The organism is Clostridium chauvoei, assembly GCF_002327185.1.
GTDB classification, from domain to species: Bacteria; Bacillota; Clostridia; order Clostridiales; family Clostridiaceae; genus Clostridium; species Clostridium chauvoei.
The window spans coordinates 433,943-449,751 of the sequence record NZ_CP018624.1 but is presented as its reverse complement, the minus strand read 5'-3'; the positions used below and the strand labels follow the sequence as shown (position 1 = coordinate 449,751).

Here is a 15,809-nt window from a genome sequence, read left to right as displayed (position 1 = left end):
TCCACGATTAGATTCGTGGATTTTTTTTTCTATTTTATATTAAAGAATGTTTTCTTCTTTCTATACTCAGCAATTTCACCTAATTCTGATTCTATTCTAAGTAATTGATTATATTTAGCAACTCTTTCTGATCTAGCTGGTGCCCCTGTTTTTATTTGTCCTGCATTAACAGCAACAACAAGATCTGCTATAGTTGTATCTTCTGTTTCTCCTGATCTATGTGATACTACTGCTGTATATCCAGCTCTGTTTGCCATTTCAATTGAATTAAGAGTTTCTGTTAATGTTCCTATTTGATTTAACTTAATTAAAATTGAATTTGCAACTCCTTTTTCTATTCCCGTACTTAATCTTTCTGTATTAGTTACAAATAAATCATCACCTACAAGTTGTACTTTATTGCCAAGTCTTTCTGTTAACAGCTTCCACCCTTCCCAATCTTCTTCTGCCATACCATCTTCTATTGAAATTATTGGATATTTATTTACCCATTCTTCAAAGAAGTTTACCATTTGTTCTGCATCTAATACTTTACCTTCATGTTCTAATACATACTTTTCATCTTTGTAATATTCTGATGAAGCAGCATCTATTGCTATAAACATATCTTCTCCAGCTTTATATCCAGCCTTTTCTATAGCTTCAATTATTACTTCTAGTGCTTCTTCATTAGATTTTAAATTAGGTGCAAATCCACCTTCATCTCCAATTGCTGTAGAATAACCTTTTTCAAGTAAAATCTTTTTAAGTGTATGATAAACATTTGCACACATTTCAAGAGCTAAGCTAAATGTTTCAGCTCCCACTGGCATAATCATAAACTCTTGTAAATCAACTGAGTTATCTGCGTGAGATCCTCCATTTAAAATATTCATCATAGGAACAGGTAAAACCTTAGCATTTGCTCCACCTATATATTGATATAGTGGTAAAGATAAACTTTCTGCAGCTGCTTTAGCACAAGCTAATGATACTCCAAGTATAGCATTTGCTCCTAACTTACCTTTATTATCAGTTCCATCTAAATCTATAAGTAGCTTGTCTATGTATGGTTGATTATAAATATTAATCCCCTTTAAATTTTTAGCTATTATATCATTAACATTATCTACTGCCTTTAAAACACTTTTACCTTGGAATAAATCTTTATTTCCATCTCTAAGTTCAACAGCCTCATAAATACCTGTTGATGCACCTGAAGGTACTGCAGCTCTACCAACTGTTCCATCTTCTAAATATACTTCAACTTCAACTGTTGGAAAGCATCTTGAATCTAAAATTTGTCTACCGACTACATTTACTATTTTTAAATCTTTTTTCATAAAAACACTCCTTAAAATCTAATTTAATATTATTGAAAAAGACCTACGCAAAATTGCATAGGTCTTTTGCTATATTTTGTAATCATAACTGTGCAAATGGAAACAAGGGTTAGATATTTGATATGATGTATTCTTGGAAGTTGTTATATATTTGTGTGCATTATATATAATAACTATTTTAATTTAAATATCTTAATCTGCACAATTTATAAAACTAATTATAATTGATATCAATTATCAATTATCAATTTCATTTATATTTTATTTCCTTTTTGCTTTTTTGTCAATATAAAATTATAAAAAAATTTAGATATTTATAAAAAAATCACGTATTAAAATTTTATCTTTTAATACGTGATTTTTTTTCTTATTAAATTTCTATTTTAACTTCTACTCCGTAATGGTCTGATACTTTAACTTGATTTTTATTATTAAAAATAATTTTTGATTCTTTAACTTTTATTTTCTTATTTACTAATATAAAATCTAAAACCTTATTAGCCTTGTTATTTTCCCAGCCATCTATTTTTCCTTGAACCGTATATCTTTCACTTCTGTCTTTAGCTAAATTATAAGTATCAAATAGACCTTTTGATAATAAATAATCATATCCTTCATTTCTTATAAGCGCATCGTTGTTGAAGTCACCCATAATAATATTTATATATTTTTCATCTAAAGAGTTTATTAATTTATCTACTTGATATTTAAATGGTTCTTCTAAATCATCCCACCACCCTAAATGACATGAATAAAACTTATAATCTTTATTATCTACTTCAATTTTAGCTTCAATAATTTTTCTTGTCTTATAGTTTTTAATATTCGTATCATTAGATACATAAAATGATTTCCATTCTTTTATTTCATGTTTCGTAAGTATCGCTAATCCTTCTTCATAAATATCATAACCTATATGGGAAAAATCCCAAATGTATTTATATGAAGTTTCCTCTAGAGATTTTAATTCTTCTAACAATATAGATATATAATTATCTTTTGACGTTTCATTAATTAACTCACCACTAATTATTTGACTAACTTCTTGTAATGCTACTACATCATAATTATTATCTTTAATTGCTTGTGCTAAAATTTTTATTTTATCTAATTGATTATCTTCTTGCCATGAATGACAATTTAAAGTTAATAATTTCATTTTTACATCCCCAATATATCTTGTATATTTGATTTTAATACATCAGCCTTAGGGCCATACACAGCTTGAACCCCTTTATCTTTCCTTATAAGTCCTAATGCTCCATTCTTTTTCCATTCTTTTTCATCAGCTACTTTATTAATATCTTTAACTGTAACTCTTAATCTTGTCATACATGCATCTACATCTTCAATATTTTCTTTTTCTCCAAGTAAATTTATTATACTTAAAGCTTGCTTATCTTCAGTAGCTTTTTTATCTTCCTTTGAAGAATTGTCTTCCTCTTCTATATAATTTCCTTTACGTCCTGGAGTCCCTATATTAAATTTCTTAATTAAAAAGTTGAATATTGTAAAGTTTACTCCAAACATAACAACACATGTAATTATAAAATTGATTAAATCCTTTACAAGGCCTGCATTTATACTCATTGGAACCCTTGTTAATAATTCTATAAATCCAAAGGCATGAACTCTAAGTGATATTATATCTGCTAAAGCAAATCCTATTCCTGTTATAATTGCATAAACTACATAAAGTATTGGTGATACAAACATAAACATAAACTCAATAGGTTCTGTAACACCTGTTAAAAATACTGCAATACCTGCTGATAAAAACATTGTTTTATATTTAGGTTTTTTATCTTCATCAACATTTTTATACATTGCTAATGCAATAGCAAGTAATGAAGAACATGATAATATAACTTGACCTACTTTAAATCTAGCTGGAACTACTGTTGCTAATAAGTTATTATACTCTGCCATATTTCCTGCACTTTTAAAGTTTACAAGATCTGTTACCCATGCTAACCATAATGGATCTTGACCTGCTACCATAGCCCCTGCATTTGTACCTGTTAAAGCTTGATATACTCCACCTAACTCAGTATAATTTATAGGAATCGTTAACATATGATGTAATCCAAATGGAAGTAATAAACGTTCTAAACATCCATATGCAAATGGTGCAAATACAGGTGCTGTATCCTTTGACTGTGCAATCCAAACACCAAAAGCATTTAACCCACTTTGTGCAAAAGGCCATAAAATTGAAAGTACTACTGCTGCAATTGTTGACCAAAGAATAACTACAAATGGAACGAATCTTTTCCCATTAAAGAAATCTAATGATTTTGGTAACTTTCTAAAGTTATAATATTTATTATATAGTGTTCCACCAACAAAACCTGAAATAATTCCAACAAAAACTCCCATATTTAAAGCTGGAGCTCCTAAAACACTAGTAAAATAATTTGCAACAGGTAAACTCGTTCCAAACAATGAATTTACCGTAGCTGATCCATCTGCTAACATGGCATTATTTACTCCAAATAAAGCTCCTGTTATACGATTTATTAGCACAAATGCTAATAATCCAGCAAATGCCCCACCAGCTTTCTCCTTTGCCCATGAACCAGCTATTGCAACTGCAAATAATACATGTAGATTAGTTATTATTGCCCAACCTATATCTTCCATAACTCTAGCTATTGTATCTAATATAGTTATATCGGTGTACATACCAACAACTTTTCCTAAAGATATCATTATTCCTGCTGCTGGCATAACAGCAATAACTACCATTAATGCTTTCCCAAATTTTTGCCAAAAATCAAATGTAAATAGTTTAGATTTTTCAACTTTTTCCTTCATAGTAATCTCTCCCCTAAAATCCTATTTTACTTTATATAGTCTTGCCTCGTAAGGTCTTAAATCACATTCTGTAATATCACCATGCTCTTGAACATTATAATTACTTAAAAGTAATTTACTAGAATTTAATATTGCTTTATTATATGAATACTTTACATTTTTTTCTGAAAGATTTGTAATTATAATATATTTTTCTTCCTCTAGAATTCTCTCATACGCATAAATATTTTCATCATCTGCTAAAATAAGTTCATATTTACCATAAGTTAATGTTAAACTTTCTTTTTTTAACTTAATCATTTTTTTATAGAAATTCAATATAGAATCTTCACTTTTTAATTCTTTTTCCACATTTATATAATTGTAATTATCAGCCACATTTATCCAAGGAGTTCCTTTTGTAAAACCTGCATTTTGGGTAGCATCCCACTGCATTGGTGTACGTGCATTATCTCTTGATGTAACTGCCATTATCTTAAATGCTTTTTCTTTGTCCATTCCATTTGATAAATTCTTCTTAAAATCATTTATACCTTTTATATCATTGTACTCATCAACTGATTTAAAATTAACATTTGTCATTCCTATTTCTTGGCCTTGATATATAAACGGAGTTCCCTTTTGCATAAAATACATTAATCCTAATGCCTTAGAGCTTTCTTTCCAATATTCTTTATCATTTCCCCAAGAAGAAACTGCTCTTGTGATATCATGATTTTCTATAAATAATGCATTCCATCCATCATTTTCAAGAGAATTCTGCCAAGATGATAATACTTTTTTACATTCTCTTACATCAAATTTTTCATCATTTGCATTATTCCATAAATCTAAATGTTCAAATTGAAATACCATTGAAAATTTTCCTTCTTTTTCTCCAACCCATTCTTCAGCATTTTTAGAACTAACTCCATTTGCTTCTCCAACAGTCATTATGTCATATTTATCAAAAGTATTTTCTTTTAACTCCTTTAGAAAAGCTTGTACACCTTCTACATTCATATGTTTATCAAAAGATGATACATACTTTTCATTATTAGGATTAGGCATATCTTTAAGCCCTGGTTCCTTTTTTATATGACTTATTGCATCTACTCTAAATCCATCAATACCTTTATCTAACCACCAATTTATCATATTATAAATTTCATTTCTTACTTCTTCATTTTCCCAATTTAAATCAGGTTGTCGTTTAGTAAAGAGATGTAAATAATATTCTTCTGTTTTTTTATCTAACTCCCATACAGACCCTTTAAAGATACTTTCCCAATTATTGGGTTCTCTTCCATCCTTACCTTCTCTCCAAATATACCAGTCTCTTTTAGGATTGTTTTTTGATGATCTTGATTCAATAAACCACGGGTGTTCATCACTAGTATGATTAACAACTAAATCAACTATTAACTTCATTCCTCTATTATGAACTTCTCTAAGTAAATTATCAAAATCATTCATTGTACCAAAATCACTCATTATTTCTTTATAATCACTAATATCATATCCATTATCATCATTTGGTGATTTATAAAATGGACATACCCAAATAACATCTATGCCTAAATCATTTAAATAATCTAACTTAGATATAATACCAGGAATATCACCTATTCCATCTTCATTTGAATCCATAAAGCTTCTTGGATAGATTTGATATCCTATAGCTTCTTTCCACCATTTTCTCTTCATATTCCCTCCTTGAGCAATCGTTTGCACAAATGCATAAAAAAATTTGTTATCCCTTAGCAATTAAAATATTATTTGTATTATCTCTATGTATAAACTATACCACTAAAGAGAATTTTTGCAAAATTTAAAATAGGCTGTTTTTACTAATTTTTAAGAATTTATCTTTGAATATCTATTGTTTTCTTAAAATCGTGCAATCGATTGCACGATTTTACTTTTTAAAAAGTAAAATCCTAATGGTACACAATATACCATTAGGATTTTATTTAGTTGTTAATCAATTTATACTCCAATAATATACCTTTCCTGATATAGTAATTTCATAATAGAAATTCTTATCCTTTCCGTAAAAAATTACTTTACTATCACTATTTCCTTGTTCCTTTGATTTTCTCCAAGCTTTACTATTAATTTCTCTTTTATCTTTAATATCTTCCATGTTAATCTCTTCTAATGATTTTTTATATTCATTTAATTTTTCTACTTTTACTGTAAAGAATCCATTTGATACATTTGTATCTAAATTATGTACATTATAAATATCTGAAGAATCCTTTGGCATATTTTCAGGAATCCAACCTTTTTCAACAATATCTCTAGCTTCTGAATAATTCCCAAAATTATATTCATATGTTGTATCTAAGAATTTGTTAACTGTATATAGTCCACTCCCTAATAAAATTATAGAAAGTAAAATTATCTTTATTATAATTTTTTTATATTTTTTAATCATATATATTTCCCCCTCATTTTCTTTAACTTTGTTTAAATTCTGCTTAATTGTAAATTCTTTTATATAAAAAATTACAAATCCTAAGTAAAAAGGCATAAAGAAAGATAAAATCATCCAACATATAGCTTTTCTTTTATTTGATTTTTCTATATTATAAATAATTATAGACAACGTAGCTTTACAAGTTATATAAAGAATATATAATATTATTCCTGTTATAAATAAGTCCAACTTGCTTCACCTCTTCCAAAAATAAACTTTATTATGTAACGTATTTGACTAACAAAAATTATACTTCCAACTAAAGCAAACAATAAAAAATATTTTTGTAAACTGTCTAACCCCATTCTACTAAGAATGTTGTAAACTTTATATAATGAAATTATTGATAATGTTAATACCCCTATAACTCCTAAACGCATTATTAATAATTCACGTTTTCTCTCTTTTAATATGATTTTATTTAGCTTTTCTATTAATTTATCATTTACTTCTATAGCTTTATCTTCTTCCTTATCTATTTTTATAAGTTCCTCTAAAGTATATTTAGTCAATCTAATTCCTCCCTTTTAAAATTAACTTTTCCCTTAATTTCTTTTTTCCTATATGTACGCGATATTTAACAGTTCCAATAGGTATAGATAAAATTTGTGAAATATTTTCATACTTAAGATCATGATAAAAATGTAATATAATTGGTATTCTATATTTATCATCTATTTCTTTTAATAAGCTTTCAATAATATAAGCATCTTCCTTTTTAAAAAATATATTTTCTATCTCTTCTTCTTTTCTTGTTGCTGAATTTATCTTAAAATCTTTTTCCTCTGAATCAAAAAAGTCTTGAATAATATTAAGCCATCTTTTTCTTTTTGAATATATATCTCTATATGTATTGATGCAAATAGTTATTAGCCATGATTTCACTTTATGAGATTCTGTAATAATAGATTCTCTATTTTTAAACGCCTTTAACCAAACTTCTTGAAACAAATCATCTGCTTCACCTTCATTTTTAGTTAACTTTAGACAAAGCCTATAAATGTCCTTTTGATAAAGCTTTATTAAGTATTCAAACTGCAATCTATCACCTCCTTCACCATATATATACGATTGATTTTATATAAGGTTGGATTTTTTTATAATTATTTATAAAAAATACTTCAGTTTAATTTTACTGAAGTATTTTTATTGTTTATTATTTTAATTTACTATGAGATTATTCTTTTACAATTTACAAAACTTAAGATTGAAATACGTTTAACTGAATTACCCCAACACTCATCATAAATATTGCTTATATCCTCTCCTATTTTTTCTGCTGCTTCATACACACCAGGTATATCTCTATAGGATGCTACAACATAAAATACGCAAGGATTCTCTTTGCTTTCATAAAGTTGTAATCCCAAATAATACTTACAATATCTATTAATTAAATATTGATTTAATTGTTTTGAAAACTTTATATATGAACATTGTAATCCAGGTTTAACTATTATCTTATTTACATTATAAAATACATTACAAATTCCCATATAAAATGCCTCCTACATAATTATTATTTTGTACTATTATATTATGTAGAATTTATGCCATTGGTTACCAATAGTATAAAACATTTTGTAATCTATTTAATCTTGATTATAAAATAATCCTGCTCCTTCTATAATTTCTTGTTCTTCAAATAAACTAGAAACAGCCTCATTATAATCATTTAACTTTTTGCTTTTTTTATTTTTTTAGCATACTTTTTATTATCTGAAAAGAGATAAATCATGTATCCCCATAGTTCCTTCATTCTAAACATTGCATTTTTATCTTCATTAAATAATCCTATATATTCAGATAAAATTTCATCATGAAATTCTCTTAGTATCTTTTTATCTATATTAGTGTTATTTTTTATATTGTTTATTAACCCTGGGTTAGCTAATATCCCTCTCCCTACCATTATTGATTCTACTTCTGGAAAAGCTTTTGTAAACTTGTTATAATCATCGCTAGTAAAAATGTCCCCATTGTAACATACAGGACTTTTACTTAAAGATAATGAATCTTTAAACACTTCTAAATTAGGTTTATTTCCATAAAAATCTTCTCTTGTTCTTGGATGAATAATTAATTCTTCTATAGGATATTTATTATATATATTTATTAATTCATAAAACTCTTCTGGACTATCTTTACCTATTCTAGTTTTTACTGAAATTTTCATATTATCTATTTTAAATATCTCATCTAAAAATTTATCTAACTCTTCTCTTTTAGCTAAAAATCCAGCTCCTTTATTTTTTGAGACAACAGTTCCTGAAGGACAACCTAAATTTAAATTTACTTCATTATAACCTAACTGATTTAACTTTCTAGAGGTAACAATAAATCCTTCTGAATCATTAGTAAGTATTTGAGGCACTATATTCATACCTTTATTATTTTCAGGTAACACATCTCTTAACTCTTTAGTTTTAAGACTTCTACTTGTATTTGGAACAATAAATGGCGTAAAATATTTATCAATATTATGAAAGAATTTTTCATAAGAATTTCTATATATATACCCTGTAATTCCTTCCATTGGTGCTAAATAGTATTTCATTTAATAACTCCTTTGTAAATCAAACCTTAATTTCTTCCAAAAATATTATATCAATCTTCTTTTTACTTATCCACTTAATATTTACTATAGAAAAAGGATGTTAAAAAATGACTAAATCATTTTTTAACATCCTTTTCCATAAAAACACTTATTAATTTATTTAAGATTGTATATTAACCTTATCTACTTCTATTTGATTCTTCTTTAAATCGAATTTATATGAAACAAATCCATATAATACCCAACCTGCAAATGTTACTATTGATCCATAGAACATTGATTCAAGTCCTGAAGAATATAATGCATATAAACTATATATTGATGCAATTATAGAAATAAATGTTGTAATCTTAACTTTTTTATTTGCTACATTCTCTGATCTTAAAATTACATTAACAGCACCCATTGATAATAAATAAGGGATTACATTTGTAACTACTGCTAAGTTAACAAGTACATCAAATTGTTTTGATAAACTTGGACTAACTGTCATTAATGCAAGTAAAGATTGGATTATAGTTATTACAACCATACCAATTATTGGTGTCTCTGACTTTGTAACTTTTCCGAATATTTTTGGGAAATATCCTTCAATAGCTGATGTTCTAAATACACCTGCTATAGTAAATTGCCATCCTAATAATGACCCGAAGCATGACATTACCATCATACCCATTACTATTTTACCTATTACTGGAGTAAACATTGTTGCAAAAGCTAATCCAAATGGTGCATTAGAGTTTAATAAATCTGCATTTGGTACAATACCAGCAATAACATTTGTAGATATAATATATATAATTGCTGCGCCTATAGTTCCACCTAAGCATGCTATTGGAACATTTTTTTGTGGGTTATCAACAGCATCCATATTAGCTGAAGCTGATTCTAATCCTAAAAATGCCCATAATGTTATTGAAATTGATTTACCTATACCATCAAAGAATGAGAAATTGTGAGGATTCCAAGCTGCTGCATAGTCTGCTCCACTAAACCAGAACCAACCAACTGTAGACATTACTAATACTGGAATTATTACTCCCCAAACTGTAAATGAACCAATTTTACCTGTTATTCTAGCTCCTCCAAAGTTTAATACAGTAGCAAGCCATAAAGTAAATATTGTACATAAACCTACTGCCACTGGAGAAAGGTCTAAATCAAATAATACTGTTGCATATCCAACTGCTGATATTGCTATTGCTATATTAGCTATTAATAAAGATATACCGTATGAATAATTTGCCATGAAGTTTCCTGATTTTCCATGTGAATATTCAGCGTATCCGCCCATTCCACCTGGTTTACGACTAAACATTCCGCATTGAGCAAAAGCATAAGCTAATGCCATAGATCCAATACCTGTTACTACCCATGATAGTATAGACATGGTACCAACTTCTGCTAACTTAGTTGGTAGCATTATTATACCTGATCCCATCATGTTTATTGCAGTTATCATAGTTAACTGCATTACACTCATCTTATTTTTTTGTTTTTCCATAATTATTACCCAATCCTTTTTATTATTTTAATCTTTAATTTTGATTTGAGTATAAAGTAGCTTATAGCTTATCTATAAGCTACTTTTAATAATTAAATATGCTTATTATCTAATACATATCCAAATGCTTTAACTTTACCATCATTTTGTTCTTCAAGATAAACACCTTGAATTTCTGGAGCAAAGCCTGGGAATTGATTTATTCCATCTTGTAATATTGTAAAGTATACTCTAGCTGTTTCACTCCAAACTTCACCTGGAACTACACAGAATACTCCTGGTGGGTATGGAAGAGCACCTTCTAATGCTATTTCACCTACTATATTTTCTAATGGAACTAATTTAGCATTATTTCTTATTAAAGCCCATTTAGCATCTTGAGCTGTCATTACTCTTGCTTCTGTTTCATTTTTGTCATATACCATTCCTCTAGTTGGTAGGTATTCTGATCTAAATAATCTCTTTTGATAATTCTTAGCATCACTATTCTTATAGAAATCATGCATTTCTTGGCATAATTGTCTTATAGTATAGCCTTTGTAACGTTCTATATTCTTTTTGTATAAGCTTGGTAAAACTTCGCTTAATGGTGCATCTTCTTTAACTAGTTTTTCAAATTTTACAAATTGAGCAACTAAGTTTTCCATTTTAGTTGAAGTTTCTGCTGGAGTTAATAAGAATAATATAGAGTTTAAATCATTCTTTTCTGGAATTATTCCTACTTCTCTTAAATAGTTTGCTAATATAGTAGCAGGGATACCAAAATCTTCATATTCTCCAGTTTCAGCATTGATACCTGGTGTTGTTAACATGAATTTGTTTGGATCAACGAAGTATTGGTTTTCTCCATATCCTTCAAATGAATGCCACTTTTCGCCTGGTACAAATCTAAAGAAATCAATGTTATTTGCTATTTCTTCTGTATCACAATCTTCCCATTTCTTTCCGTTTACTACTGGTGGAATAAATGGTTTTATCATTGAACAGTTCTTAAGAACTGATTTTCTAGCTTCAACACCTAGTTTTATACAGTCAGCCCATAAACGTCTTCCTGCTTCTCCTTCTTGCATCTTAGCATTTACATCTAAAGTTGAATATAAAGGATAGAATGGACTTGTTGATGCATAAAGCATAAATGAGTTATTAAATCTCTTATGATCAACATAACGACGTTGTCCATTTATATGACTATCTTTCTTATGAATTTGTGATGCTTGTGAGAAACCAGCTTGTTGTTTGTGAACTGATTGAGTTACAAATATTCCTGGATCATTTTCATCTAATTCAAGTAGTAATGGTGAACAGTCTCTCATCATTGGAATGAATTGTTCATATCCTACCCAAGCAGAGTCAAATAAGATATAATCACATAGATGTCCTATCTTATCAACAACTTGTCTTGCATTGTAAATAGTTCCATCGTATGTTCCAAGTTGAATTACTGCTAATCTGAAAGGTCTCTTTTCATTAGCTTTTTCTGGATCAACCTTGCTTATTTCTTCTCTTATATATTTTTCATCAAAGCAATGAGCGTCGATTCCTCCGATAAATCCATATGGATTACGTCCTGTTTCTAAATATACAGGAGTTGCTCCATTTTGAACTAAAGCTGAGTTATATACTGATTTGTGATTATTTCTATCAAATAATACTAAGTCTCCTGGTGAAACTAATGATCCTACAACAACATTGTTTGATGCACTAGTACCATTCATTACAAAGTAAGTCTTGTCCGCATTGTAAATTCTAGCTGCATTTTGTTCTGCATCAACTGCTGGACCTTCATGAATTAATAAATCTCCTAATGCAACGTCTGCGTTACATATATCTGCTCTAAAAACATTTTCTCCAAAGAATTCATAAAGATATCTACCAGCTGGATGTTTACGGAAATATTGTCCACCTTGATGTCCTGGACAGTCAAATTGAACATTTCCTCTTTCTACATAGCTAGTTAAAGTTTTAAAGAATGGAGGTAACATTTTTTCTTCATATTGAACTGCTGCATTTTCAATAACTCTTGTATAAAGTTTAGCATCAAAAGTGTTTCCATCTATCACACGATATGCTTTTTCAGCAAAGTCACTTGATAACTTGTCTGTATCTTTTAATACAATAAATATTGGAATACCAAATTTAGTGTCGTAAGCTGCATTTATTAACTCTACATCTGAATCAGTTAATACTACTGCTGCTACATCTGTAAAATCTGTTTCATTTGCTAAAACTAATTCTCTTTTAGTATCAAAATATTTTTTTGATTCTGGCATATAAGCAATTTTTAAATTATTCATAGTTTTCCCCCTGTAAAATCATATTAATCATACTTAAATAATCACTATAAGAATTTATATTTAAATATCTCTAAGTGTCTTACGACCGCTTAGATTCGTGATTTGTTTTACTACAGTACATATAATACACCTTTATTACTGCCCTTGGTCTTGTAATATTTAAAAATAAAAAATATAATCCATTGTAAAAATTACAATGGATTATTAAGCAAGGTATATATTCTAACACCTACAGCTAACTCTTCATAGAAGTGTTCATTTTTGCAATGGGCACTAATTATTTTATTTATTTTATCAATTCTATACCTTACAGTATTTCCATGTTGGAATAATTCTTCAGCTGTTGTCTTTATATCTCCATTATTTTCAATATATTTTATAGCTGTTTTTACTAATTCAGTATCATTACTCTTATCATATTGAATTAACGGTTCAATTACTTCACTATAATATTTTTGCACCCAAGGATTATCTAAAATAGGTATAAAAATTCTATTTAATCCTATCTTTCTAAAGAATGCAATATCTTTGTTATAAGTTTTGGAATGCTTAAATGCATATAAACTTTCTTGAATAGACTTGTCCAAATCACAAAGCTTCTCATGTAAATTACTAATTCCTATAAAATATTCTTTATTTGAAAATCCTAACCACTCTAGCCTTCTTAAAATAATATTTTCAATATCATCTAAATCAACATCATTAAAAGTATTAATGACTAAGTATCCACCTTTATAGTGAATTACTCTACTATAAACATCTTGAGCTTCTTCATGAGAAAACTCTCTTAATCCAATTAGCTTATTATTTTTTTTCTTGCAATATGCAACTATATTTTTCTCTTTAAAATTAACATTTATATTATAAGCAAGTTTTTTTATAGTTGCTTCATTTAAATTATCATATAATATTTTATCTATTTGTAGAGCTAAATTTTCAAATTCTTTCTTTATTATAATCGCTTTATTTACTTCTACTATTACATCTTCTGTAAACGTATCCTTAAATAGCATTAGTACAAAGTTATTTTTATTTGCAATATCCAATACATCTTCTGGAATATAATCGAAATATATATTTTTAATAGCTAAACAAGTTATTCCAATATCAATCATCCTTTGTACGCTGTCATATAATTTTCTTATATCATCTTTTATTGCTACTAATGTACTTAATGCAAAATCTCCCGCTCTAAAATTTTTCTTTATCAAGTCCCCTGTTTCATAATCCCAAACAGCTACATTTGTTATTTCTTTAGATAAACCATTTTTTCCTGCTACTACTTCAAACCCATCTAGTATCTGAAGTTCAAGAGCTTCCTTAACTGTTATAGCCACAAAACTACCCCCTACTTTGATAATTAAATTTTTTAATTTTTATTAAAGCATTTTATTTGTTATTAAATTGACGATTTATAAATTATAAATAACAAAATTTATAAAATCAAATAAAGTAATTTGTTGAAATTTTTAAAAAAATTACTTATTTATTTAAAATTATTTAAATCTAAATGATTTCTTACTAATATTCATCACAATTTATTATAATAATATATGGATTTTATAAAAAGGGGGTAATTTCCATTAACCAATATTAAATTTTTAGTTATTTTATTTAATTCAAAAAAATCTTATACAAAAAATAGATAACATTACATATTTTACTCAAAAACTCTTCTTTGTATTGTAAATTTTATTTCCTTTTCTATATCCCCTAATAACCTTAAATCTTTCTTATCTACAAATAGGCATGTATATCCATCTTCACCAGCTCTACCTGTTCTACCTATACGATGAATGTATGTTTCTACCTTTTCAGGAATATCATAATTGTATATGTGACTTACTCCCCCTATATCTAAACCTCTTGAAGCAACATCTGTTGCAATTAGATATTGTATGTCTGCATTTCTAAAGGACTTCATAATTCTCTCACGTTTGTTTTGTGGTATATCGCTATGTATTACCTTACAGTTGTATCCTCTTCTATGCATAACTACTTCAAGCTCGTCTGCTCTTCTTTTTGTTCTACAGAATATAATAGCCATAAAAGGATTATCTTCATCTAGAACTTTACATAAAGCATCTCTTTTTAATCTGTCTGTAGTTTCTACTACTTGCTGTCTGATATTTTCTAATGTTACTTCTTCTTTCTTAACAGAAATAACTGATGGTTCACTCATATATCTATATGCTAGTTTTTTAACTGCTGAATCCATAGTTGCAGAAAAACATAAAGTTTGAACTTTTTTAGGTTTTTCCTTCATTATTATATCTATTTCATTTCTAAAGCCCATAAGTAACATTTGGTCCGCTTCATCAATAACTATAGTTTTTAATTTCTTTAAATCGACAGTTTTTCTCTTTATATGATCAAGAAGTCTTCCTGGTGTAGCAATAATAATTTGAATATTGCCTTTTAACTTATTTAACTGTGCTCCTATATCCTTGCCTCCATACATTGCTAGAATACCAATATCTTTACCTTCTTTTAGTTTTGTAGCCTCTTCAGTAATTTGTATTGCTAGCTCTCTTGTTGGCGTTATTATTAAACATTGAATATCTTTAGATGATAGTGAAATATTTTCAAATATAGGTAATAAAAAGGCTAATGTTTTACCTGTACCTGTTTGTGCTTCCGCTATAATATCCTTACCATTTAATATATCTTTGATACTATATTTTTGAATCTCAGTCGGGCTTACTATCCCATTATTTTTTAATGTTTTTATTATATTTTCATTTATTCCTAATTCTTTAAAGTTCATTTCTTTTCCCTCTTATTTAAATTTCCACTAATTATAACATAATAATAGCTTTAAAAGTTTAAAATTTTATTTCCATATGTACTAAAA

Annotated in this window: 12 protein-coding genes and 1 pseudogene; all 13 read right to left on the bottom strand. The window is 27.7% G+C overall.

The features are described 5' to 3' along the window. Positions 1–29 precede the first annotated feature (29 nt). The 13 genes and pseudogenes from eno to BTM21_RS02030 all read right to left on the bottom strand — a co-directional run bounded on the left by eno (position 30) and on the right by BTM21_RS02030 (position 15,722). On the bottom strand, positions 30–1,322 hold the full coding sequence (gene eno / locus BTM21_RS02090) for a phosphopyruvate hydratase (protein ID WP_021876378.1): 1,293 nt from the start codon (positions 1,320–1,322) through the stop codon (positions 30–32). Between the two features lie 370 nt (positions 1,323–1,692). Next, positions 1,693–2,481 (bottom strand): endonuclease/exonuclease/phosphatase family protein, encoded by a 789-nt coding sequence (locus BTM21_RS02085; RefSeq protein ID WP_021876379.1) that lies wholly within the window; start codon positions 2,479–2,481, stop codon positions 1,693–1,695. A 2-nt stretch (positions 2,482–2,483) separates the two neighbouring features. Continuing rightward, on the bottom strand, positions 2,484–4,139 hold the full coding sequence (locus tag BTM21_RS02080; RefSeq protein ID WP_021876380.1) for a PTS transporter subunit IIBC: 1,656 nt from the start codon (positions 4,137–4,139) through the stop codon (positions 2,484–2,486). 21 nt (positions 4,140–4,160) lie between these two features. Next, positions 4,161–5,825, bottom strand: a complete 1,665-nt coding sequence (locus BTM21_RS02075; protein ID WP_021876381.1) for a glycoside hydrolase family 13 protein — start codon at positions 5,823–5,825, stop codon at positions 4,161–4,163. A 277-nt stretch (positions 5,826–6,102) separates the two neighbouring features. Beyond that, positions 6,103–6,789: a YbbD-related protein gene (locus tag BTM21_RS02070; RefSeq protein WP_079481564.1), complete on the bottom strand. Its 687-nt coding sequence runs from the start codon at positions 6,787–6,789 to the stop codon at positions 6,103–6,105. Further along, the gene (locus tag BTM21_RS02065) at positions 6,774–7,112 is read right to left on the bottom strand and encodes a hypothetical protein (RefSeq protein ID WP_021876383.1); all 339 of its coding nucleotides are present in this window, start codon (positions 7,110–7,112) and stop codon (positions 6,774–6,776) included. Before BTM21_RS02065 ends, BTM21_RS02070 begins: the two co-directional genes overlap by 16 nt. Before the next feature lies 1 nt (position 7,113). Continuing rightward, complete coding sequence (locus tag BTM21_RS02060) at positions 7,114–7,641, bottom strand: sigma-70 family RNA polymerase sigma factor (protein WP_021876384.1); 528 nt, start codon at positions 7,639–7,641, stop codon at positions 7,114–7,116. A 128-nt stretch (positions 7,642–7,769) separates the two neighbouring features. Further along, positions 7,770–8,096 carry a hypothetical protein gene (locus BTM21_RS02055; RefSeq protein WP_079481566.1) on the bottom strand — a complete coding sequence of 109 codons (327 nt, stop codon included), beginning with the start codon at positions 8,094–8,096 and terminating at the stop codon, positions 7,770–7,772. 96 nt (positions 8,097–8,192) lie between these two features. After that, positions 8,193–9,157: pseudogene (locus tag BTM21_RS02050) on the bottom strand (tRNA dihydrouridine synthase). Positions 9,158–9,317: 160 nt separating this feature from the next. Further along, entirely contained in the window at positions 9,318–10,661 is a 1,344-nt protein-coding gene (gene potE, locus BTM21_RS02045; RefSeq protein WP_021876387.1) for a putrescine-ornithine antiporter, read from the bottom strand. Between the two features lie 92 nt (positions 10,662–10,753). Then, the gene (locus BTM21_RS02040; RefSeq protein ID WP_021876388.1) at positions 10,754–12,955 is read right to left on the bottom strand and encodes an ornithine decarboxylase; all 2,202 of its coding nucleotides are present in this window, start codon (positions 12,953–12,955) and stop codon (positions 10,754–10,756) included. A 191-nt stretch (positions 12,956–13,146) separates the two neighbouring features. After that, the gene (locus BTM21_RS02035; RefSeq protein WP_021876389.1) at positions 13,147–14,292 is read right to left on the bottom strand and encodes a PucR family transcriptional regulator; all 1,146 of its coding nucleotides are present in this window, start codon (positions 14,290–14,292) and stop codon (positions 13,147–13,149) included. 323 nt (positions 14,293–14,615) lie between these two features. Next, complete coding sequence (locus BTM21_RS02030) at positions 14,616–15,722, bottom strand: DEAD/DEAH box helicase (protein ID WP_021876390.1); 1,107 nt, start codon at positions 15,720–15,722, stop codon at positions 14,616–14,618. Between the last annotated feature and the right edge of the window lie 87 nt (positions 15,723–15,809).

Excerpts from the sequence above, each read along its gene's own strand:
- BTM21_RS02085 (WP_021876379.1), bottom strand. The coding sequence starts at position 2,481 with ATGAAATTATTAACTTTAAATTGTCATTCATGGCAAGAAGATAATCAA.
- BTM21_RS02075 (WP_021876381.1), bottom strand. The coding sequence starts at position 5,825 with ATGAAGAGAAAATGGTGGAAAGAAGCTATAGGATATCAAATCTATCCA.
- BTM21_RS02030 (WP_021876390.1), bottom strand. The coding sequence starts at position 15,722 with ATGAACTTTAAAGAATTAGGAATAAATGAAAATATAATAAAAACATTA.
- BTM21_RS02080 (WP_021876380.1), bottom strand. The coding sequence starts at position 4,139 with ATGAAGGAAAAAGTTGAAAAATCTAAACTATTTACATTTGATTTTTGG.
- BTM21_RS02055 (WP_079481566.1), bottom strand. The coding sequence starts at position 8,096 with ATGGGAATTTGTAATGTATTTTATAATGTAAATAAGATAATAGTTAAA.
- potE (WP_021876387.1), bottom strand. The coding sequence starts at position 10,661 with ATGGAAAAACAAAAAAATAAGATGAGTGTAATGCAGTTAACTATGATA.
- BTM21_RS02040 (WP_021876388.1), bottom strand. The coding sequence starts at position 12,955 with ATGAATAATTTAAAAATTGCTTATATGCCAGAATCAAAAAAATATTTT.
- eno (WP_021876378.1), bottom strand. The coding sequence starts at position 1,322 with ATGAAAAAAGATTTAAAAATAGTAAATGTAGTCGGTAGACAAATTTTA.